Annotated in this window: 17 protein-coding genes; all 17 read left to right on the top strand. The window is 50.6% G+C overall.

Annotated features, from left to right (window positions below):
* The 17 genes from ABLT31_RS11695 (at position 1) to hisA (ending at position 17,965) form a co-directional block, all read left to right on the top strand.
* Entirely contained in the window at positions 1 to 1,176 is a 1,176-nt protein-coding gene (locus ABLT31_RS11695) for a murein hydrolase activator EnvC family protein (protein WP_367751690.1), read from the top strand.
* A gap of 100 nt (positions 1,177 to 1,276) precedes the next feature.
* A complete protein-coding gene (locus tag ABLT31_RS11690; protein ID WP_462976486.1) occupies positions 1,277 to 2,833 on the top strand; it encodes a S41 family peptidase in 1,557 nt (518 codons plus the stop codon).
* A gap of 46 nt (positions 2,834 to 2,879) precedes the next feature.
* Positions 2,880 to 4,181, top strand: a complete 1,302-nt coding sequence (locus ABLT31_RS11685) for a PDZ domain-containing protein (protein WP_367751688.1) — start codon at positions 2,880 to 2,882, stop codon at positions 4,179 to 4,181.
* A 19-nt stretch (positions 4,182 to 4,200) separates the two neighbouring features.
* Positions 4,201 to 4,443 carry a DUF2198 family protein gene (locus ABLT31_RS11680; protein WP_367751687.1) on the top strand — a complete coding sequence of 81 codons (243 nt, stop codon included), beginning with the start codon at positions 4,201 to 4,203 and terminating at the stop codon, positions 4,441 to 4,443.
* Between the two features lie 73 nt (positions 4,444 to 4,516).
* On the top strand, positions 4,517 to 6,493 hold the full coding sequence (gene uvrB, locus ABLT31_RS11675; RefSeq protein WP_367751686.1) for an excinuclease ABC subunit UvrB: 1,977 nt from the start codon (positions 4,517 to 4,519) through the stop codon (positions 6,491 to 6,493).
* 7 nt (positions 6,494 to 6,500) lie between these two features.
* The gene (gene uvrA / locus ABLT31_RS11670; RefSeq protein WP_367751685.1) at positions 6,501 to 9,380 is read left to right on the top strand and encodes an excinuclease ABC subunit UvrA; all 2,880 of its coding nucleotides are present in this window, start codon (positions 6,501 to 6,503) and stop codon (positions 9,378 to 9,380) included.
* 89 nt (positions 9,381 to 9,469) lie between these two features.
* Entirely contained in the window at positions 9,470 to 10,402 is a 933-nt protein-coding gene (hprK, locus tag ABLT31_RS11665) for an HPr(Ser) kinase/phosphatase (RefSeq protein WP_367751684.1), read from the top strand.
* Positions 10,403 to 10,422: 20 nt separating this feature from the next.
* Positions 10,423 to 11,232 carry a prolipoprotein diacylglyceryl transferase gene (gene lgt, locus ABLT31_RS11660; protein ID WP_367751683.1) on the top strand — a complete coding sequence of 270 codons (810 nt, stop codon included), beginning with the start codon at positions 10,423 to 10,425 and terminating at the stop codon, positions 11,230 to 11,232.
* A 6-nt stretch (positions 11,233 to 11,238) separates the two neighbouring features.
* On the top strand, positions 11,239 to 11,889 hold the full coding sequence (gene ppaX, locus ABLT31_RS11655; protein WP_367751682.1) for a pyrophosphatase PpaX: 651 nt from the start codon (positions 11,239 to 11,241) through the stop codon (positions 11,887 to 11,889).
* Between the two features lie 3 nt (positions 11,890 to 11,892).
* Positions 11,893 to 12,390, top strand: a complete 498-nt coding sequence (locus ABLT31_RS11650; RefSeq protein WP_367751681.1) for an acyltransferase — start codon at positions 11,893 to 11,895, stop codon at positions 12,388 to 12,390.
* On the top strand, positions 12,387 to 12,677 hold the full coding sequence (locus ABLT31_RS11645) for a hypothetical protein (protein ID WP_367751680.1): 291 nt from the start codon (positions 12,387 to 12,389) through the stop codon (positions 12,675 to 12,677). Before ABLT31_RS11650 ends, ABLT31_RS11645 begins: the two co-directional genes overlap by 4 nt.
* A gap of 272 nt (positions 12,678 to 12,949) precedes the next feature.
* Complete coding sequence (locus tag ABLT31_RS11640; RefSeq protein ID WP_367751679.1) at positions 12,950 to 14,104, top strand: ATP phosphoribosyltransferase regulatory subunit; 1,155 nt, start codon at positions 12,950 to 12,952, stop codon at positions 14,102 to 14,104.
* Positions 14,097 to 14,726: an ATP phosphoribosyltransferase gene (gene hisG / locus ABLT31_RS11635; RefSeq protein WP_367751678.1), complete on the top strand. Its 630-nt coding sequence runs from the start codon at positions 14,097 to 14,099 to the stop codon at positions 14,724 to 14,726. The genes ABLT31_RS11640 and hisG overlap by 8 nt, the downstream gene beginning before the upstream one ends.
* A 7-nt stretch (positions 14,727 to 14,733) precedes the next feature.
* Positions 14,734 to 16,008, top strand: a complete 1,275-nt coding sequence (gene hisD / locus ABLT31_RS11630) for a histidinol dehydrogenase (protein WP_367751762.1) — start codon at positions 14,734 to 14,736, stop codon at positions 16,006 to 16,008.
* A 9-nt stretch (positions 16,009 to 16,017) separates the two neighbouring features.
* Entirely contained in the window at positions 16,018 to 16,602 is a 585-nt protein-coding gene (gene hisB, locus ABLT31_RS11625) for an imidazoleglycerol-phosphate dehydratase HisB (RefSeq protein ID WP_367751677.1), read from the top strand.
* On the top strand, positions 16,603 to 17,232 hold the full coding sequence (gene hisH / locus ABLT31_RS11620) for an imidazole glycerol phosphate synthase subunit HisH (RefSeq protein ID WP_367751676.1): 630 nt from the start codon (positions 16,603 to 16,605) through the stop codon (positions 17,230 to 17,232).
* Positions 17,225 to 17,965 (top strand): 1-(5-phosphoribosyl)-5-[(5-phosphoribosylamino)methylideneamino]imidazole-4-carboxamide isomerase, encoded by a 741-nt coding sequence (gene hisA, locus ABLT31_RS11615; protein ID WP_367751675.1) that lies wholly within the window; start codon positions 17,225 to 17,227, stop codon positions 17,963 to 17,965. The genes hisH and hisA overlap by 8 nt, the downstream gene beginning before the upstream one ends.
* The last annotated feature ends 1 nt before the right edge of the window (position 17,966 follow it).

The following is a 17,966-nucleotide window of genomic DNA, read 5'->3' as shown; positions in this document are numbered from 1 at the left end:
ATGCGGAAAACCCCTTTACTCGTTGCCAGTGCGTTATCCCTGATGCTGTTTTATCCATTTTATGGACAAGCAGCCAGTTCGTTGGACAAAATTAATCAAAAGATCTCGCAAATCAAAAATCAGCAAAAAGCAACGGAGAACCGCATCTCAGCAATTGACAACCAGATTAATGTGATTGAATCGAGAAAAACCGAAGTCAAGCAGGACCTTGCTACGATTGAGGTCAAACTGAATACCACCCAGGAGAGAATCCAATCGCTCGATCGGCAGATCGGGGATACGACGCTCAAAGCGCAAGACGCCGCCGTCCAGCTGGATGAAGCGATTGAGCGAGTGGACGAGCGAAACGAATTGCTTAGAACCAGAGTGAAGATCATGTATGAAATGGGCGATGTATCCTACCTGGAAGTGCTGTTGGGAGCGAAAGATTTTGGGGACTTCCTGAATCGTTTGGATGCCGTCAGGCTGATCATAGATTCCGATACGAAAATTTTAGAAGCTAACATTAAAGATAAAGAGACCATTGAAATCAAAAAGCAAGAAATAGATAACATCCTTGACAAGCTAGAGGGCTTATACGCGGAAGCCAGCCAGCTCAAGGCTCAATTGAAAAATCAGCAAAAGGAACGAACCGTTGCGATTGCTCAGCTGGAACAGCAGGAAGAAGAGCTGGAAGAAATTAAGGCGGAGCAGGAAGCGGCGATGCTGGATCTGATGAGCCAGATGAAATCGGCCTTGTCGGAGAAAAATACGCTTCTGCAGCAAAAAAAGTATACGGGCGGGCGCTTTGCTTGGCCGGTTCCGGATAGTTCAAGCATTACCTCGCAATTTGGAACGCGAACAGATCCCTTTACCGGCAGGACAACGAGTCATAATGGCTTAGATATCGGTGCTCCTCAAGGAACGACCATTGTGGCCGCGGCCGATGGGGTGGTCCTGATTTCCGGCTATGTCCGCGGATACGGAAACATGATCAGCATTGATCATGGGGGAGACCTTTCTACGCTCTACGGGCATATTCGAGAAGGCGGACTGATGGTGCAGGAAGGCCAATCCGTGAAAAAAGGACAGAAAATCGCGGAAGTCGGTTCTACTGGAAGATCAACGGGGCCACATCTGCATTTTGGGGTGTATAAGGGAAGGACGGCGGTGAGCCCGATGGGTTACCTCCGTTAAATCCAGTAGCATAATGGAGAAGGATGAGGTAAGATCAGAGTAAGCTGAAGTTCATATCCGGTCTGGTGCCATCATATACTAAATGGGACGAACTTATGAGATGGGTACCCCAGAAAAGGGACCGAAAGACACGGGAAAAGGTGGTGTGGATGGATTGCGGATCAAGGGCGGCACGTTAGCAGCTCTGCTTGGCCTCACCGTGGTGTTTACCAGTCTATTTACCATGGTGGCGATGGACTCGGAGAGAAGTTTGCTCGGACAAACTTTATCCACGTTTTTAGGAAAGTTTGGGTTAACTTCACCCGCCCCGACAGTTCCCAACATGGGGAACCGAGCGGCTCCAACCGAAGCGGAGAGCTTAAAGAAGATTTATGAAGTGTACGGGTTAATTCAGCAAAATTATTTAGAAGAAGTGGATACGCAAAAGCTGGTGGATGGGGCGATTACAGGGATGATCAATTCCCTGGAAGACCCGTATTCCGTTTATATGGATCCGAAGTCAGCTGAACAGTTTACGGAGTCCATTCATTCTTCCTTCCAAGGAATCGGAGCGGAAGTGACGATGGAAGGCGGAAAAGTGACGATTGTTTCTCCTTTTAAAGGCTCACCTGCAGAAAAGGCCGGTCTCCGTCCGAATGACCAAGTCGTTAGTGTAAACGGGGAAAGCCTAGAGGGTCTTGATTTGTACCAAGCCGTGCTGAAGATTCGGGGGGAAAAGGGTACGGAAGCCAAGCTAGAGGTGATCCGGCCAGGCTTAAAGGATCCTTTAACGGTCACCGTCGTTCGTGACGACATTCCATTGGAAACGGTCTATAGCGAGACGATCGAAAAGAATGGCAAGAAATTCGGAAAAATTGAAGTGACTCAGTTCTCCACAAATACGGGAACGCGTTTTAAGGAAGAGCTGGATAAGCTGGAAAAAGACCAAGTGGAAGGACTCATTATTGACCTGCGCGGCAACCCCGGCGGATTGCTGAACGTCGTCGTGGATATGGGCCATTTGCTGGTTCCGAATAAGGGCGTGATCCTGCAGGTAGAGGATACCTCGGGACAGCGCGAGGTCATGGCCTCCAATTTCACTGACAAAAAGCCTTATCCGATCACCGTTCTGATTGATAAAGGAAGTGCCAGCGCCTCCGAAATTTTAGCGGGGGCACTTAAGGAAAATGGATATAAGGTCGTTGGGGAAACCTCTTTCGGAAAAGGAACCGTGCAAAACTCGATGGAGCTTGGCGATAAGAGCCAGGTCAAGATGACGATTGCCAAATGGCTAACCCCATCAGGAGACTGGATCCATAAAAGAGGTGTAGAGCCTACCGTAGCGATCGAACAGCCGAAATACTATGCAGCCGCTCCGATCAGCCTGGAGGAAGGGGCGTTGAAGTTCGACCAGAATGGGGAACAGATCCATAATCTGCAAGTGATCTTGGATGGACTAGGCTTCCCGCCTGGACGCACCGATGGCTACTTTGATCAAAAAACCGTGACGGCCGTCAAAGCCTTCCAAAAGCTGAACAACCTGCCGATTACCGGGGAAGTCGATGAAAAAACGGCAACCCAGCTTCAGGAGCAGCTTGTGAAGAAAATGAAGGATCCGGCCCATGACCTGCAGCTTCAGGCAGCGATCCAGGTTTTGGATAAAGAGACAAAAAAATAAAGCTCCCCGATAGCAGGAAGTTTGTAGTAAAATGTAGAAAAAGGTAATGGTAGATAAGACTATCATTACCTTTTTCATTTTGCTCATCAGATCGGAGGACATTAAAGTGGATGGATTCTTCACGGCACTTCCATCTTTTTTCTTGAATCCGTTGCTATATCTGTTTTTGCTCCTGTTTTGGGTGCATTATTATCGGCAGATTCAATTCGAACGGAAGCTTTATCATGTTCGTTACAATAATCCTTGGGAACAATGGTTTCTTTCTATCATTCACGGCATCATGGGCGGCCTCTTGGCATCGGCCTTGCTGTTTGCCTTAGGAGCTGTCATTCGGCCGTGGGATCTATGGATCATAGTCGGATTAAGCCTGGTCTTTGCTTTTTTTCAGCTGCAATATTTAAACTTGGCGTATTCCGCGGGCTGGTATGGCCTTCTTGGCTTCCTTGCTCAGCAGTGGCCGCTAGGCCAGTGGATTTCCTGGCTGGCTCCGTTAGGAGGCTTTTTGGAGGAGGTCCACCTTCCGTCTATTTTAGGGATGGCAGCCATCCTTTATCTTGTGGAGGCATTTTTAGTTAAGCTCAATCGCGGGCGAGGAAGCTCGCCCTTGTTTATCAACGGGAAGCGCGGACGGCTGTTAGGGGCTTACCAAATGCAGAAATTCTGGTTGCTCCCTTTAGTTGCCGTCGTTCCTGCGGCTCCTGAAGCAGGCTTGACAGCCCCTGTCTGGTGGCCTTTGGTTCTGGCAGGTGCGGGAACAGGATTTGGCCTGATGCTTTTTCCGGCCGTTATGGGTTTTACCGAAGTGGCTTTAGCCCAGTTGCCCGAGCAAAAAGCCCGAAGGTCTTCTAGACGTTTATTTTTCTTTAGCATTGTTTTGCTTGCCTTAGCCTGGTCAGCCAAATATACCGTTTGGGGAGGTTTAGCGGCGGCCCTGTTTGCGATATTGGGCTATGAAGCCATTATTCGCTTAGGAAATTGGCGGGAAGGGAAGCGGCAGCCCATTTTCACCCAGTTGGGGCAGGGAATTGTGGTCTTGGCGGTATTGCCGGCGACACCAGCGGAAAAGATGGGGATAGTGGCAGGAGATGTCATCCTAAAAGTCAACGGTGTCGATATCCGTCAGGCGGATGATTTCTATCCTGCATTGCAACTGAATTCGGCCTTTTGTAAAATGGAAGTAAGAAACGTGGAAGGCCATATTAAATATTTGCAGCGTGCGCTTTACCAAGGGGATCATCATCAGCTGGGATTGATCATGGCACCTGATGATCAATCTCCGTTCTATGTGGATATGAAGCCGACCAGCCTGGTTCAGCTGATTCGGCAGCAGATTGATAAGGGTGCATAGGGGAGAAAGGAAGAGGGGTATGGAAGGATTAACGATTGGAAAGGTGCTGCTGGCCTTCATTCTGCCATTTGCGCTGATGGCGGGCTTGTCCCGCTTTTCCTTAAATACGATTGTGGGCCTGATTGCCACCATCGGCATTCTGATGGCTGTATTTGAAGCGTATAGCCACGGAGCGGTGATTATGGCGATTGGAACCGTCTCATTGATTGCAGGATATCTTTTAGCCAGAAGATTGCTTAAAGATAAGAAACTCACGGAGTAGCAGCATGAAGTCTTGCCAAGGGGCAAGACTCTTTGCGTTTAAGATAGGGCTTGTTAAAAGGAGGGGACAAAAGATGGATCAATTCAAATTAGTGTCCGAGTATGATCCGAAAGGGGATCAGCCCCAAGCGATCTTGAAGCTGGTAGAAGGCCTGAACGGCGGGAAAAAGTTTCAAACGCTGCTGGGGGCAACGGGAACCGGAAAGACCTTTACGATTGCCCAAACGATCGCCCAGGTCAATAAACCGACACTTGTGATTGCTCATAATAAAACCTTGGCCGCTCAATTATGCAGCGAGTTCAAGGAATTCTTCCCGGAAAATGCCGTGGAATATTTCGTGAGCTACTATGACTATTATCAGCCGGAAGCTTATATTCCTCATTCCGATACCTATATTGAGAAAGATGCCAGTGTGAACGATGAAATCGATAAGCTGCGCCACTCGGCGACAAGCTCCTTGTTTGAACGAAAGGATGTCATTATCGTAGCGAGTGTTTCTTGCATCTACGGTTTGGGATCGCCTACCGAATATAAGGAACTGCTTTTGTCTTTGCGTACCGGGATGGAAAAAGGCCGCGATGAGGTGCTCCATAAGCTGGTGGATATCCAGTATGAACGCAATGACATCAACTTTACCCGGGGGACGTTTCGAGTGCGCGGCGATGTCGTGGAAATTTTCCCGGCCTCCCGCAGTGAACAGGCCCTTCGGGTCGAATTCTTTGGGGATGAAATAGAGCGGATTACCGAGATTGATGTCGTGACCGGCGAAATTGTCGGTGAACGTGACCATATAGCGATTTTCCCGGCCTCCCACTATGTCACAAGGGAAGAAAAGCTGCTAATCGCGATTGAAAATATTGAAAAGGAGCTGGAGGAGCAGCTGGCCTTTTTCCGTGAAAATGGGAAGCTTTTAGAGGCGCAGCGGCTGGAGCAGCGGACCCGCTATGATATTGAAATGATGCAGGAGATGGGCTTTTGCTCAGGCATTGAAAACTATTCCCGTCATTTGACCGGATTGCCGGCTGGAGCGACTCCTTATACGCTCTTTGATTATTTTCCCGATGATATGTTAATCGTGATAGATGAGTCCCATATTACGCTTCCTCAGGTTCGCGGGATGTACAACGGGGACCGTGCACGCAAGGAAATGCTGATCAACCACGGGTTCCGCCTGCCATCTGCTGCAGACAACCGCCCGATGCGGTTTGATGAATTCGAGAAGCATATTGAACAGATTGTATTCGTTTCGGCCACCCCGGGTCCATACGAACTGGAGCGCTGTCCGGAAGTCGTTCAACAGGTCATCCGGCCGACGGGTCTGCTGGATCCCAAGGTGGAGGTGCGTCCTATTAAAGGGCAAATCGATGATTTGATCGGGGAGATCAATGAACGCATTGCCAAGAACGAACGGGTGCTTGTCACGACGCTGACGAAAAAGATGTCGGAGGATCTCAGCAGTTATTTAAAAGAGGTTGGACTGAAAGTCAAATATTTGCATTCGGATATTAAAACGATTGAACGGATGCAGATCATTCGGGATTTGCGCATGGGTACGTTTGACGTCCTCATTGGGATCAACCTTTTGCGCGAGGGACTTGATATTCCGGAAGTTTCCCTTGTTGCGATCTTAGATGCGGACAAAGAAGGCTTCCTTCGCGATGAGCGCTCCTTGGTCCAGACCATTGGCCGTGCCGCTCGAAATGCGGAAGGCCGGGTGATTATGTATGCCGATCGCATGACTCAGTCGATGGAACGAGCGATTGCCGAAACCGAGCGCAGGAGAAGCATCCAAGAGGCCTACAACGAGGAGCATGGCATTACGCCGCAAACCATTCAGAAGGCGATCCGCGATGTGATTGAAGCGACCAAGGTAGCGGAAACGCCGGAAGACTATTTGCCGCAAAAGGAATACAAGAAGCTAACGAAGAAGGAACGCAAGAACCTGATCGAGAAATTCGAAGCCGAAATGAAGGATGCAGCAAGACACTTGCAGTTTGAGCGGGCGGCTGAGCTGCGCGACCTGTTGATTGAGCTGAAAGCGGAAGGATGATTTGGCGATGAGCCTTGAAAATATTGTGATTAAAGGGGCGAGAGCCCATAACTTAAAAAACGTCGATGTGACTATTCCCCGCGACCAATTTGTCGTATTGACCGGTTTATCCGGTTCGGGGAAATCGTCGCTCGCTTTTGATACGATTTATGCCGAGGGTCAGCGCCGTTACGTCGAATCGTTATCGGCTTATGCGCGCCAGTTCCTGGGGCAAATGGAGAAGCCGGATGTCGATTCGATTGAAGGTCTGTCTCCCGCCATCTCGATTGACCAGAAGACGACCAGCCGCAATCCGCGTTCGACCGTGGGAACGGTGACGGAAATCTACGATTATCTGCGTCTCTTGTTTGCCAGGATCGGGAAAGCCTATTGTCCCGAGCATAACATTGAAATTAGCGCGCAGACGGTAGAGCAAATGGTAGATCGCATTTTAGAGTTTCCGGAGCGGACCAAGATGCAAATCCTTGCGCCTTTGATTGAAGGGCGCAAGGGAGAGCATGTGAAGGTGCTGGAGGATATCCGCAAGCAGGGGTATGTGCGGGTTCGGGTTGATGGGGAGATTCGCGATCTGTCTGAGGAAATCAAGCTGGAAAAAAACAAGAAGCACACGATTGAAGTGGTCATTGACCGGATCGTCATCAAGGAAGGGATTCATTCCCGCGTGGCGGACTCCCTGGAAACCGCGCTGAAGCTGGCCGATGGAAAAGTCATTGTCGATGTCATCGATCAAGAAGAGCTCTTATTCAGCCAAAACCTGGCTTGCCCGCAGTGCGGGTTTAGCCTGCCGGAGCTTGAGCCGCGGATGTTTTCGTTTAACAGCCCTTACGGCGCATGTACGTCTTGTGATGGTTTAGGGATGAAAATGGAAGTCGACGCGGATATGGTCATTCCGGATCGGACGAAATCGATTGCTGATGGAGCCATCGAGCCTTGGAACAGCTCGACCTCCAATTACTATGAACAGCTAATCTCTTCGGTGTGCCGCCATTTTGATATCGATATGGATGTTCCGGTGGAAGAGCTGTCCAAAGAACAGGTGGATATTTTGCTGTTTGGCAGCAAGACGGAGAAATTCCGTTTTGTCTATGAAAGTGAGTTCGGGACGAAGCGGGATGCGGAGATTTTCTTTGAAGGGGTCGTGCACAATCTTCAGCGCCGATATACGGAGTCGACTTCGGATTACGTGCGCGAGATGATTGAAAACTACATGAGCCAGAAGGCCTGTCCTTCCTGTAAAGGAAACCGGCTGCGTCCCGAAGTGCTTTGTGTGCGGATTAACGGGGAAAACATTTCGTTTGTCACTTCCAAATCGGTCATCGAAGCCTATCAATTCTTTGAAACATTGGAGCTGAGCGAAAAGGAATTGGCCATTGCGCGCTTGATTCTCAAGGAAATCCAGTCTCGTCTCCGTTTCTTGCGGGATGTGGGATTAGAGTATTTAACTCTCAATCGGGCGGCAGGAACTTTATCTGGCGGGGAGGCCCAGCGGATTCGCTTGGCCACCCAAATCGGCTCCTCGTTAATGGGCGTTCTTTACATTTTGGACGAGCCGAGCATCGGCTTGCATCAGCGGGATAACACCCGCTTGATTAAAACGCTAGAATACATGCGTGATTTGGGGAACACCTTAATCGTCGTCGAGCATGACGAAGACACGATGATGGCCTCGGACTATATCATCGATATCGGTCCTGGCGCCGGTGTCCATGGCGGAACCGTGGTGGCGCAAGGAACCCCGGATGAGATCATGCAGGATGATAACTCCTTGACCGGATTGTATCTTTCTGGGAAAAAGTTTATCGGGGTACCGGTCGAGCGCCGCAAGCCGAATGGCAAATGGCTGGAGATCAAAGGGGCCAAGGAAAATAACCTGCAAAACGTTTCGGTTAAGATTCCTCTCGGCATTTTTACTTGTGTGACCGGCGTTTCCGGTTCAGGCAAGAGTACCTTGGTGAACGAGATTTTGCATAAGGCGTTGGCAAGGGACTTGAACCGGGCTAAAGCCAAGCCGGGAGCTCACCGCAAGATCGAGGGGATCGACCAGCTGGACAAGGTCATTGATATCGACCAGTCTCCGATTGGACGGACGCCGCGATCCAATCCGGCAACCTATACGGGAGTCTTTGATGATATCCGCGATGTCTTTGCCCAGACCAATGAGGCGAAGGTCCGCGGCTACAAAAAAGGGCGCTTCAGCTTCAACGTGAAGGGCGGGCGCTGTGAGGCCTGCCGCGGGGACGGGATTATTAAAATCGAGATGCATTTTCTGCCGGATGTCTATGTTCCTTGCGAGATCTGCAAAGGAAAACGATATAACCGCGAGACGCTGGACGTGAAATATAAGGGCAAGAATATCTCGGAAGTATTGGATATGACGATCGAGGATGCGGTTGAGTTTTTCAAGAACATCCCGAAAATCCACCGCAAGCTCCATACGTTGCTGGATGTCGGATTAGGCTATATGCGCTTAGGGCAGCCGGCCACCACGCTTTCTGGGGGAGAAGCCCAGCGCGTGAAGCTGGCTTCCGAGCTGCATCGCCGCAGCACCGGGCGCACGTTTTATATTTTGGATGAGCCGACCACAGGCTTGCATATCCATGATATCGACCGCTTGCTGAAGGTGTTGCAGCGCTTGGTCGAGGCTGGGGAATCCGTCCTCGTGATTGAGCATAATCTGGACGTGATCAAAACCGCCGATTATTTGATCGACCTGGGACCGGAAGGGGGAGACAAAGGGGGACAAATTGTCGCCACAGGAACCCCAGAACAGGTCTGCAAGGTGAAAGAGTCTTATACCGGACAGTATCTGGCGCCGATTCTGGAGAGAGATCGAAAGCGAACAGAAGAGCTGATCAAGCAATTGGAAGAGAAGGCCTTAACACCTTAAAGCTAGTCCTTTTTTGGACTAGCTTTTCTAATGATGGTAGAATAGGAATAGCTTTCTGATACATCGACAGCGCGTAAGGGGGAGGACCTATGAGAAGGACTGTAGTCAAAGACATTGTCAAGCAGTTTGAATTAAAAGTGGTTAGCGGAAAAGAAGGGCTGCTTAGAGAAATCCAAACCAGCGATATCAATCGACCAGGGCTTAAGCTTACTGGCTATTATACATTCGATAACGCGGAACGTATTCAATTGATTGGCCGTACGGAGATGGGATTTATCCAGGGACTGTCGGCAGAAGAGAAAAAAGAGCGGCTAATGAAGATTTGTGCGGCAACCACTCCTTGCATTTGTGTCGCACGGGACTTAGAGATTCCTCAGGAGCTGCTGGAGGCTTCCGAAGAAACGGGAGTTCCTGTCCTTCACTCCTCGCTTCCAACTACGAAGCTCTCTAGTAAACTGACAACCTACTTGGAGGGCCGTTTAGCTCCGGTCACGACGATGCACGGGGTATTGGTGGATGTCTACGGAGTGGGCGTCATGCTGATCGGCGGAAGCGGAATCGGAAAAAGCGAAACCGCCCTGGAGCTGGTTAAACGCGGGCATCGGCTGATTGCGGATGACGCCGTAGAAATCCGCCAAACCCAGGAGAATCAATTGATTGGCAGTGCGCCAGAACTGATCCAGCATCTATTAGAAATTCGCGGTCTCGGCATCATTAACGTCATGACGCTGTTTGGAGCAGGGGCTGTGCGCAATTACAAGCGAATTGCTCTCGTCATCCGCATGGAACTATGGGATGCGCAAAAGCACTACGAGCGTTTAGGCATTGATGAAGAGACATTGAAGATTATGGATACGGAAGTCCCGCAGATCACCATTCCGGTTCGCCCTGGGCGCAATATGGCGGTCATTTGCGAGGTGGCGGCGATGAACTTCAGGCTGAAGCGGATGGGATATAATGCGGCGGTCCACTTCAGCAAGAGATTAACGGATACGATTGAAGAAGCTACCGAAGAAATTTAAAGAAAAGGGGAAGACAGGACATGGCGGACATTACACCGATAGATCCGATAGCCATCCAGCTGGGCCCGATTGCGGTCCATTGGTATGGCTTGATTTTAGGGACAGGCGCCTTCGTGGGCTTGCTCCTGGCCATGCGGGAAGGGAAAAGACTGGGGATGAATCCGGAGCTGTTCCTTGATCTGGTCATGTATGGCGTTCCGATCTCCATTTTGTTTGCCCGATTGTATTATGTGACCTTTGAATGGGATTATTACCGGGATCATCCAGGCGATATTTTAGCCGTTTGGAAAGGCGGGCTGGCCATTCATGGGGCGCTCATTGGGGCGATCCTGACGGGCGTCGTCTTTGCGCGCATCAAGGGGGTTAGCTTTTGGAGAATAGCCGATATATGCGCACCAAGCTTTTTGGTAGGGCAAGCCATCGGCCGCTGGGGAAATTTCATGAACCAGGAGGCATACGGGGGGCCGACAACCCGGGAGTTTTTGGAGTCCTTGAATTTACCGGAATTTATTATCAATCAAATGTACATTAATGGGATGTATTATCATCCGACTTTTCTTTACGAGTCATTATGGAACTTGCTAGGATTAGGGTTGCTGCTGTTGATCCGCAGAAAGCTGCCTTTGCATCGGGGCGAATTGTTTCTGACTTATCTCATGTGGTACTCCTTAGGCCGTTTCTTTATCGAGGGAATGAGAACAGACAGCTTGATGCTGACGGATACGCTTCGCATGGCCCAGGTGATCAGTATTTTCTTGATCGTTTTGGCTCTGGTCCTTTGGGTGGTCAGGCGGAAACTGGGTTATGCTAAGGAAAAATATGGAGAGTGATGAAGCTTGCTTAGATATGACACGGTATTATTCGATTTAGATGGAACCCTGATCGACTCCAACGAGCTGATCATCGTTTCCTTTCTCCATGTATTGGAGAAGCATTTTCCCGGTAAGTATACGAGGGAACATCTGATTCCTCATATGGGAAAAACTCTGCATGAACAGATGGAGCTCTTCGGCGGGACGGAAAAGCAGGGTGAGCTGGTCCAAGCTTATCGCGAGTATAATGAGCTGGTGCATGACGAATGGATCCGCGAATTTCCCCGTGTCCGCGAAACCTTGGCCGAATTGAAGGAGCTGGGGGTTACGATGGGCGTAGTGACCACCAAGCAGCGAGTAACCGCGGAAATGGGAGCCAATGTTTGTGGGGTAACTCCTTTCATGAGTACCTTTATTACTTTCCAAGACACCGAAAAACACAAGCCGAGTCCGGAACCGGTGTTAAAGGCGATGGAAAACCTCGGAGCCGATCCGGCGAAGACGCTCATGGTCGGGGACACCCAATTTGATATCCAAGCGGGGCACAACGCTGGCGCCCATTCCGCAGGGGTGGCTTGGAGCCTAAAGGGCAGTGAGTTCTTGAAGCAGTTTCAGCCTGAGTACATCCTTGAAGATATGACAGACTTGATTGCTATCGTCAAAGGAGAGAAATAATCCATGCGCCGAACGGAACGCTATCCTGTCCAGGGACCGAATTCGCTGTGGCAGGTGTATCGGACCATCGGTTTCTGGAGAGCCTTCCGCAATACCTCCGTGGTCGTAATCGGCCGCTATATCCCTTTTCCGGCATGGAAAAATTGGCTGTTTCGCACCTTTCTCGGCATGGAAATCGGAGAGCATACCGCCTTGGCCTTTATGGTGGTGCCAGACATCTTATACCCCGAACGAATTAAAATTGGCTCCAATACGATCATCGGCTATAACTCGACGATCCTGGCTCATGAGTACTTGATTAAGGAGTACAGGCTTGGCGATGTGGTCATTGGCTCCAATGTCATGATTGGGGCGAACTCGACGATTTTGCCGGGCGTCACCATCGGGGACGGCGCCGTGGTCTCTGCCGCTTCCCTTGTTCATCGGGATGTCCCTCCCGGGGCTTTCGTCGGCGGAAACCCGGCTAAAATCATTCGGAGAGGGCCGGAGGAGACGGAATGAAGCTTTGGAAATTTTCAGTCATGCTGGTCCTTGCCACCTTATGGCGTTTTTATCTGGGTGAAAAAGAATCCGTCAATTTTCTATGGTTTTTTGTCTTATATCTTCCGATGATCAATTGGAGCGTGTACTGGATGATGTTCTCGGTTCGGGTGGGGCTGAACAAGCTCAAAGGAGAGGAATGGATCACCGTCCCGAAGCTGCGGGAGTTTTATGTCTGGTATTTGCATGTGCCGGGATCCTTGGTCGCAGCGGATTTGTTCCATCGAGGGTATGTATATAATACATAGTGAAGGACCGAGCTTAACTACAAGCTCGGTTTTTTTGGCATCCAGATGCCATTGAGAACTTACGCGTAAGTCTCGAGACCATTTGCGGAAAAAAATCCAGGCTTATGCGGAATTTTGAGAGCTTACGCGTAAAACCGCAAATCCCCCATTCGGTGTAAATACTATATAATGGGTTGACGCTTTTTATTTGTCTATGATAGAATTCAAACAACAAATAACGCTTTATCTTATTAGCAGACTAAAGCGAATCGGATAAATTGAGGTGACCCACCATGACCAAGCCGCTCGGCTTTGAAAAGCCATTAGGGATGCGAGACTATTTGCCAGAAATGCTAGCGAAGCAGCGCTTCGTGGAAGAAAAGCTGAATACCTGCATGAAAAGGTGGGGGTATCAGGAAATCCTGACTCCTACATTGGAATACTATGATACAGTGGGAGAGGCTAGCGCTACGCTAGAAAGCAAACTCTTCAAGCTTCTCGATCGTCAAGGCCGAACGCTGGTTCTTCGTCCTGACGTGACCGCACCGATTGCTCGGGTAGCGTCGTCTTTGCTCAAAGACGAGCCTCGCCCGCTCCGACTCATGTACAATACGAGCGTGTTCCGCGCTCAGCAGAACGAAGCCGGCCGAAACGCTGAATTTATTCAGAGCGGTGTCGAGCTGATTGGGGATGCGACCGTTGAAGCCGATGCCGAAGTGATTGCCCTGGCCGTAGCTTCTCTACAAGCGGCCGGTCTGACGAATTTTAAAATTGCCATTGGGCATGTGAACTTTATGGAAGGCTTGCTGGAAGAAACGGTAGCGGAAGAGGAACAGCGGGAGAAATTGAAAGAACGGCTCCATAACTCCGACTATGTAGGTTTCCGCCAGGACGTAGAGGCCCTCGATATTCCAGCCGATCAAAAGACCAGGCTGCATGGGATCCTCAAGCTTCGCGGGGGAGCCGAGAAGCTGGCGGAAGCCGAAGCGCTCACCATCAATGGACGAGCCCGCAAAGCGGTGCGCAATCTTCAGCAATTATGGGCAGCGCTGCAGGCCTATGAAGTAACGGAACATGTAATCTTTGATTTGAACTTGCTCAGCAGCATGAACTATTATACCGGGATTCTTTTCGAAGGCTATGCGGCCAACCAAGGCTGGCCCGTTTGCGGGGGAGGTAGATATGATCAGTTGCTTTCCCGTTTCGGCGTAGACTATCCTTCCACAGGCTTTGCGATCAAGATGGATCGCCTGCTTCAGTCTTCCGAGCTTCAAGCGCCGCAGGAACAGCGCAAAGTCTACATTATATTCGATCAGGAAAGCCGTACAGCAGCGATACAAAAAGCCACCCAATTGCGCCAGGATGCGATCGTGGTTACCGGAACCGAGCTGCCTACCCAAGCGTATGACGAGATCATTGATATGAGAGGAGGGAACGGCCATGTCTAGGCTAACCGTTGCGATGCCTAAAGGGCGGATTTTTGAAGAAGCGGTAGAACTGCTCCGCAAGGCAGGTCTTTCGATTCCCCCCGAGTTTGAAGATTCACGCAAGCTGATCATCCCTGTGGATGAAGTGAATATGGATTTTATCCTGGCCAAGCCGACCGACGTTCCCACCTATGTCGAGTATGGGGTAGCGGATATCGGAGTGGTAGGAAAAGATGTTTTGCTCGAGGAAGATCGGGATGTCTATGAATTGCTGGATCTGAAAATTAGCCACTGCCGCCTGTCCGTTGCCGGTCTTCCGGATTGGAAGCCGACGGATGCGCCGCGTGTCGCTACGAAATATCCGAAAGTGGCCTCTCGCTACTTCCGGGAGCAAGGGGCCCAAGTGGAAGTCATTAAGCTCAACGGTTCCATCGAGCTAGCTCCTTTGATTGGACTGGCTGACCGGATTGTCGACATCGTCTCCACCGGTCGTACCTTAAAAGAAAACGGCCTCGTGGAGCTGGAAGAAATCATTCCAATCACGACTCGCCTGATTGCCAACCGGGTGAGCTATCGCATGAAAAATGAAGAGATCGATTTTATCGTAGATAAATTTGCCTCTGTGGTTTCAAGAGAGGAGTAGAGTCATGATTAAGATTGTAGACGTGAACAACTTTTCGACGAAAAGGGATGTGGAAACAGGGACCGATGAGCAGCGCCAAGCGGTCCTGCAAATCCTCTCCGCCGTCAAGCAGGAAGGAGACGCGGCCGTTCGCCGCTTCACGGAAAAATTCGATGGCGTTCGCTTAGAGCAGCTCACCGTAACTAATGAAGAGATCGTGGCTGCTCTAGCCGAAACCTCTGAAGAGGTACTCGAAGCGTTGAAGGAAGCGGCAGAAAATATCCGTACCTTCCATGAAAAGCAAGCGCGCCAATCGTGGATGCAAACTTCTCCGACGGGAACCTTGCTCGGGCAAATCATCCGTCCGCTCAAGCGCGTAGGGATTTATGTGCCAGGGGGACGGGCGGCTTATCCCTCCTCGGTACTTATGAATGCCCTCCCCGCTAAAGTAGCAGGCGTGGAGGAAATCGTCATGGTGACTCCGCCGGATAAAGAAGGCCGGATCGATCCAGGCGTCCTCTCCGCAGCGAAGATAGCTGGGGTAACCGAGATTTATAAAGTGGGAGGCGCACAAGCGGTTGCCGCGCTTACTTACGGTACAGACACCATCAAACCGGTCGATAAAATTGTAGGGCCAGGAAACATTTATGTCGCCTTGGCCAAGCGGGAAGTGTTCGGCCTGGTGGACATCGATATGGTGGCGGGTCCAAGCGAAATCGTGGTGCTTGCGGATGAACAGGCCAACCCTGTATATATTGCGGCAGATCTGCTTTCTCAAGCGGAGCATGATCCGATGGCATCTGCCGTTCTCGTTACCACCAGTGAAACACTGGCCGCCCAAGTGCAAGCGGAGCTGGAGAGCCAGCTGGCCGAGCTTCCTCGCCGGGAGATTGCCGAAGCATCGATCCGGGACTATGGAGCGATTTGCGTAGTGAACGATTTGCAGCAAGGCATCCAAATCGTCAATCAGCTGGCGCCGGAGCATTTGGAGCTGATGATTCAGGATCCTTTCCAGTATATCGGGCAAATTGAAAACGCAGGGGCGATTTTCCTAGGGGAATACAGTTCAGAGCCGATCGGCGATTATTTTGCCGGTCCGAACCATGTCCTGCCGACCAATGGGACAGCGCGTTTTTCTTCGCCGCTGAATGTGGACGATTTCATCAAGAAATCCAGCTTGATTTCCTATAGCAAAACCGACTTGCTCAACAATGGTTCCAAGATCATCGCGCTAGCCGAATCCGAAGGCTTGACCGCTCATGCAAGGGCCATTGAATTCCGTTTGAAGAAAGAAAGGGGTTAACTTTTCATCATGCGCAGCAGTGAGATCCATCGCAAAACCAACGAAACTGATATTCAGCTTAGCTTCAACATTGACGGCGAAGGAAAAACCGAGATCGATACGGGAGTCCCTTTTCTGAACCATATGCTGGATTTGTTCACCAAGCATGGACAATTTGATTTGGCCGTGAAGGCCGTGGGCGATATTGACATCGACTATCATCATACCGTCGAAGACATCGCCATCTGCTTGGGACAAGTATTAAGAGAAGCCCTCGGGGATAAAAAAGGCATCAAGCGCTACGGAAATTCCTTCGTGCCGATGGATGAAACCTTGGCTCAAGTGGTCATTGACCTGAGCAATCGCCCGCATTTGGAATATCGGGCCCAATACCCTAGCCAGCAAGTGGGACAATTCCCAACTGAGCTGGTGCATGAATTCATGTGGAAGCTGGCGCTGGAAGCAAGAATGAACCTGCATATCATCCTGCATTACGGCATGAACACCCATCACATGATCGAAGCCATTTTCAAGGCCCTCGGGCGCGCCTTGGATGAAGCGACCTCCATTGATCCGCGAGTCAAAGGAGTTCCATCGACAAAGGGGATGTTATAAATGATTGCCATCATCGATTACGGAATGGGAAACCTGCATAGCGTCAGCAAGGCCGTGGAACGTTTGGGCTATGAGTATGAGATTGTAGATTCGAAAGAATTGCTCCTTCAAGCCGAAGGGGCCATTCTTCCTGGCGTTGGGGCATATGGAGATGCCATGCGCAATCTGAGAGAGCAAGGATTCGTCGAGGCCATCCGCGAATTTGCCGACTCCGGGCGTCCGCTTTTTGGCATCTGCCTGGGCATGCAGCTTTTGTTCAGCCAAAGCGAAGAGCATGGACAGCATGAAGGGCTGGGGATTTTTCCCGGGACGGTGCGACGTTTCCAGGGAGACTATAAAATCCCGCATATGGGCTGGAACCGGTTGAAGTTTTTGCAGCCGAACAGTCCGTTAGTCAAGGATGTAGAAGAAGGCTATGCTTATTTCGTTCACTCCTATTTCCTTCAGCCGGAGACGGCGGATCGGGATACGCTGATTGCGACAGCCGACTATTTTCAGGAAGTGCCCGCGATCATCGGTCGCAAAAACGTCTTCGCGACCCAGTTCCATCCGGAGAAAAGCGGGGATGTAGGCATGAAGCTTTTGGACAACTTTGCAAAGATGGTGAAGGAGGGCGTCAAGCATGGCTGAGTTTTTGATTTATCCTGCGATTGATATCCGCGGCGGAAAATGTGTCCGCCTCGTACAGGGAGATTACAATCAGGAAACGGTATATGGGGATTCTCCCGTCGATATGGCCAAACAATGGGAAGAGCAGGGAGCCTCTTGGGTTCACCTGGTTGACCTGGATGGGGCGAAGGCAGGAGCTCCGGTCAATGACGCCGTCATCCTGGAAATCGCCCAAGCGATTGGGGTGCCTGTGCAAGTGGGCGGCGGGATCCGCAATATGGAACAGGTAGAAAGATACTTAGAGGGCGGGGTCAGCCGCGTCATTTTAGGGACATCTGCTATCCAGAATCGTCCTTTTGTGGAAGAGGCTCTCGCGCGTTACGGCGGAAAACGCATCGCCATCGGGATTGATGCCCGCAACGGCTATGTAGCGACCCATGGGTGGCTGGAAACTTCTGAAGTCAAAGCGGAGGCTCTCGCACAGGAGTTGGCTAAAAAAGGTGCGGAAATTTTTATCTATACAGATATTGCACGAGATGGAACCTTGCAAGGACCGAATGTTGCGGAAATCGTAGGACTCGCTCGGGCAGCTGAGGTACAGGTGATCGCTTCCGGCGGTGTAAGTGTGATGAAGGACCTGGAGAACCTTGCCCAATATGCAAGCGATGGCGTATGCGGGGCGATCGTCGGAAAGGCCTTGTATACCGATCGGGTGAACTTAACGGAAGCGGTCAAGGAAGTAGAGGTGAAGTAAA

The organism is Ammoniphilus soli, assembly GCF_040813775.1.
This window is presented reverse-complemented; position numbering and strand designations above follow the sequence as displayed.

Excerpts from the sequence above, each read along its gene's own strand:
- hisH (WP_367751676.1), top strand. The coding sequence starts at position 16,603 with ATGATTGCCATCATCGATTACGGAATGGGAAACCTGCATAGCGTCAGC.
- hisG (WP_367751678.1), top strand. The coding sequence starts at position 14,097 with ATGTCTAGGCTAACCGTTGCGATGCCTAAAGGGCGGATTTTTGAAGAA.
- ABLT31_RS11640 (WP_367751679.1), top strand. The coding sequence starts at position 12,950 with ATGACCAAGCCGCTCGGCTTTGAAAAGCCATTAGGGATGCGAGACTAT.
- ABLT31_RS11690 (WP_462976486.1), top strand. The coding sequence starts at position 1,277 with ATGGGTACCCCAGAAAAGGGACCGAAAGACACGGGAAAAGGTGGTGTG.
- ABLT31_RS11680 (WP_367751687.1), top strand. The coding sequence starts at position 4,201 with ATGGAAGGATTAACGATTGGAAAGGTGCTGCTGGCCTTCATTCTGCCA.
- uvrB (WP_367751686.1), top strand. The coding sequence starts at position 4,517 with ATGGATCAATTCAAATTAGTGTCCGAGTATGATCCGAAAGGGGATCAG.
- uvrA (WP_367751685.1), top strand. The coding sequence starts at position 6,501 with ATGAGCCTTGAAAATATTGTGATTAAAGGGGCGAGAGCCCATAACTTA.
- hisA (WP_367751675.1), top strand. The coding sequence starts at position 17,225 with ATGGCTGAGTTTTTGATTTATCCTGCGATTGATATCCGCGGCGGAAAA.
- hisB (WP_367751677.1), top strand. The coding sequence starts at position 16,018 with ATGCGCAGCAGTGAGATCCATCGCAAAACCAACGAAACTGATATTCAG.
- hprK (WP_367751684.1), top strand. The coding sequence starts at position 9,470 with ATGAGAAGGACTGTAGTCAAAGACATTGTCAAGCAGTTTGAATTAAAA.
- lgt (WP_367751683.1), top strand. The coding sequence starts at position 10,423 with ATGGCGGACATTACACCGATAGATCCGATAGCCATCCAGCTGGGCCCG.
- ABLT31_RS11650 (WP_367751681.1), top strand. The coding sequence starts at position 11,893 with ATGCGCCGAACGGAACGCTATCCTGTCCAGGGACCGAATTCGCTGTGG.
- ABLT31_RS11695 (WP_367751690.1), top strand. The coding sequence starts at position 1 with ATGCGGAAAACCCCTTTACTCGTTGCCAGTGCGTTATCCCTGATGCTG.
- ABLT31_RS11685 (WP_367751688.1), top strand. The coding sequence starts at position 2,880 with ATGGTAGATAAGACTATCATTACCTTTTTCATTTTGCTCATCAGATCG.
- ABLT31_RS11645 (WP_367751680.1), top strand. The coding sequence starts at position 12,387 with ATGAAGCTTTGGAAATTTTCAGTCATGCTGGTCCTTGCCACCTTATGG.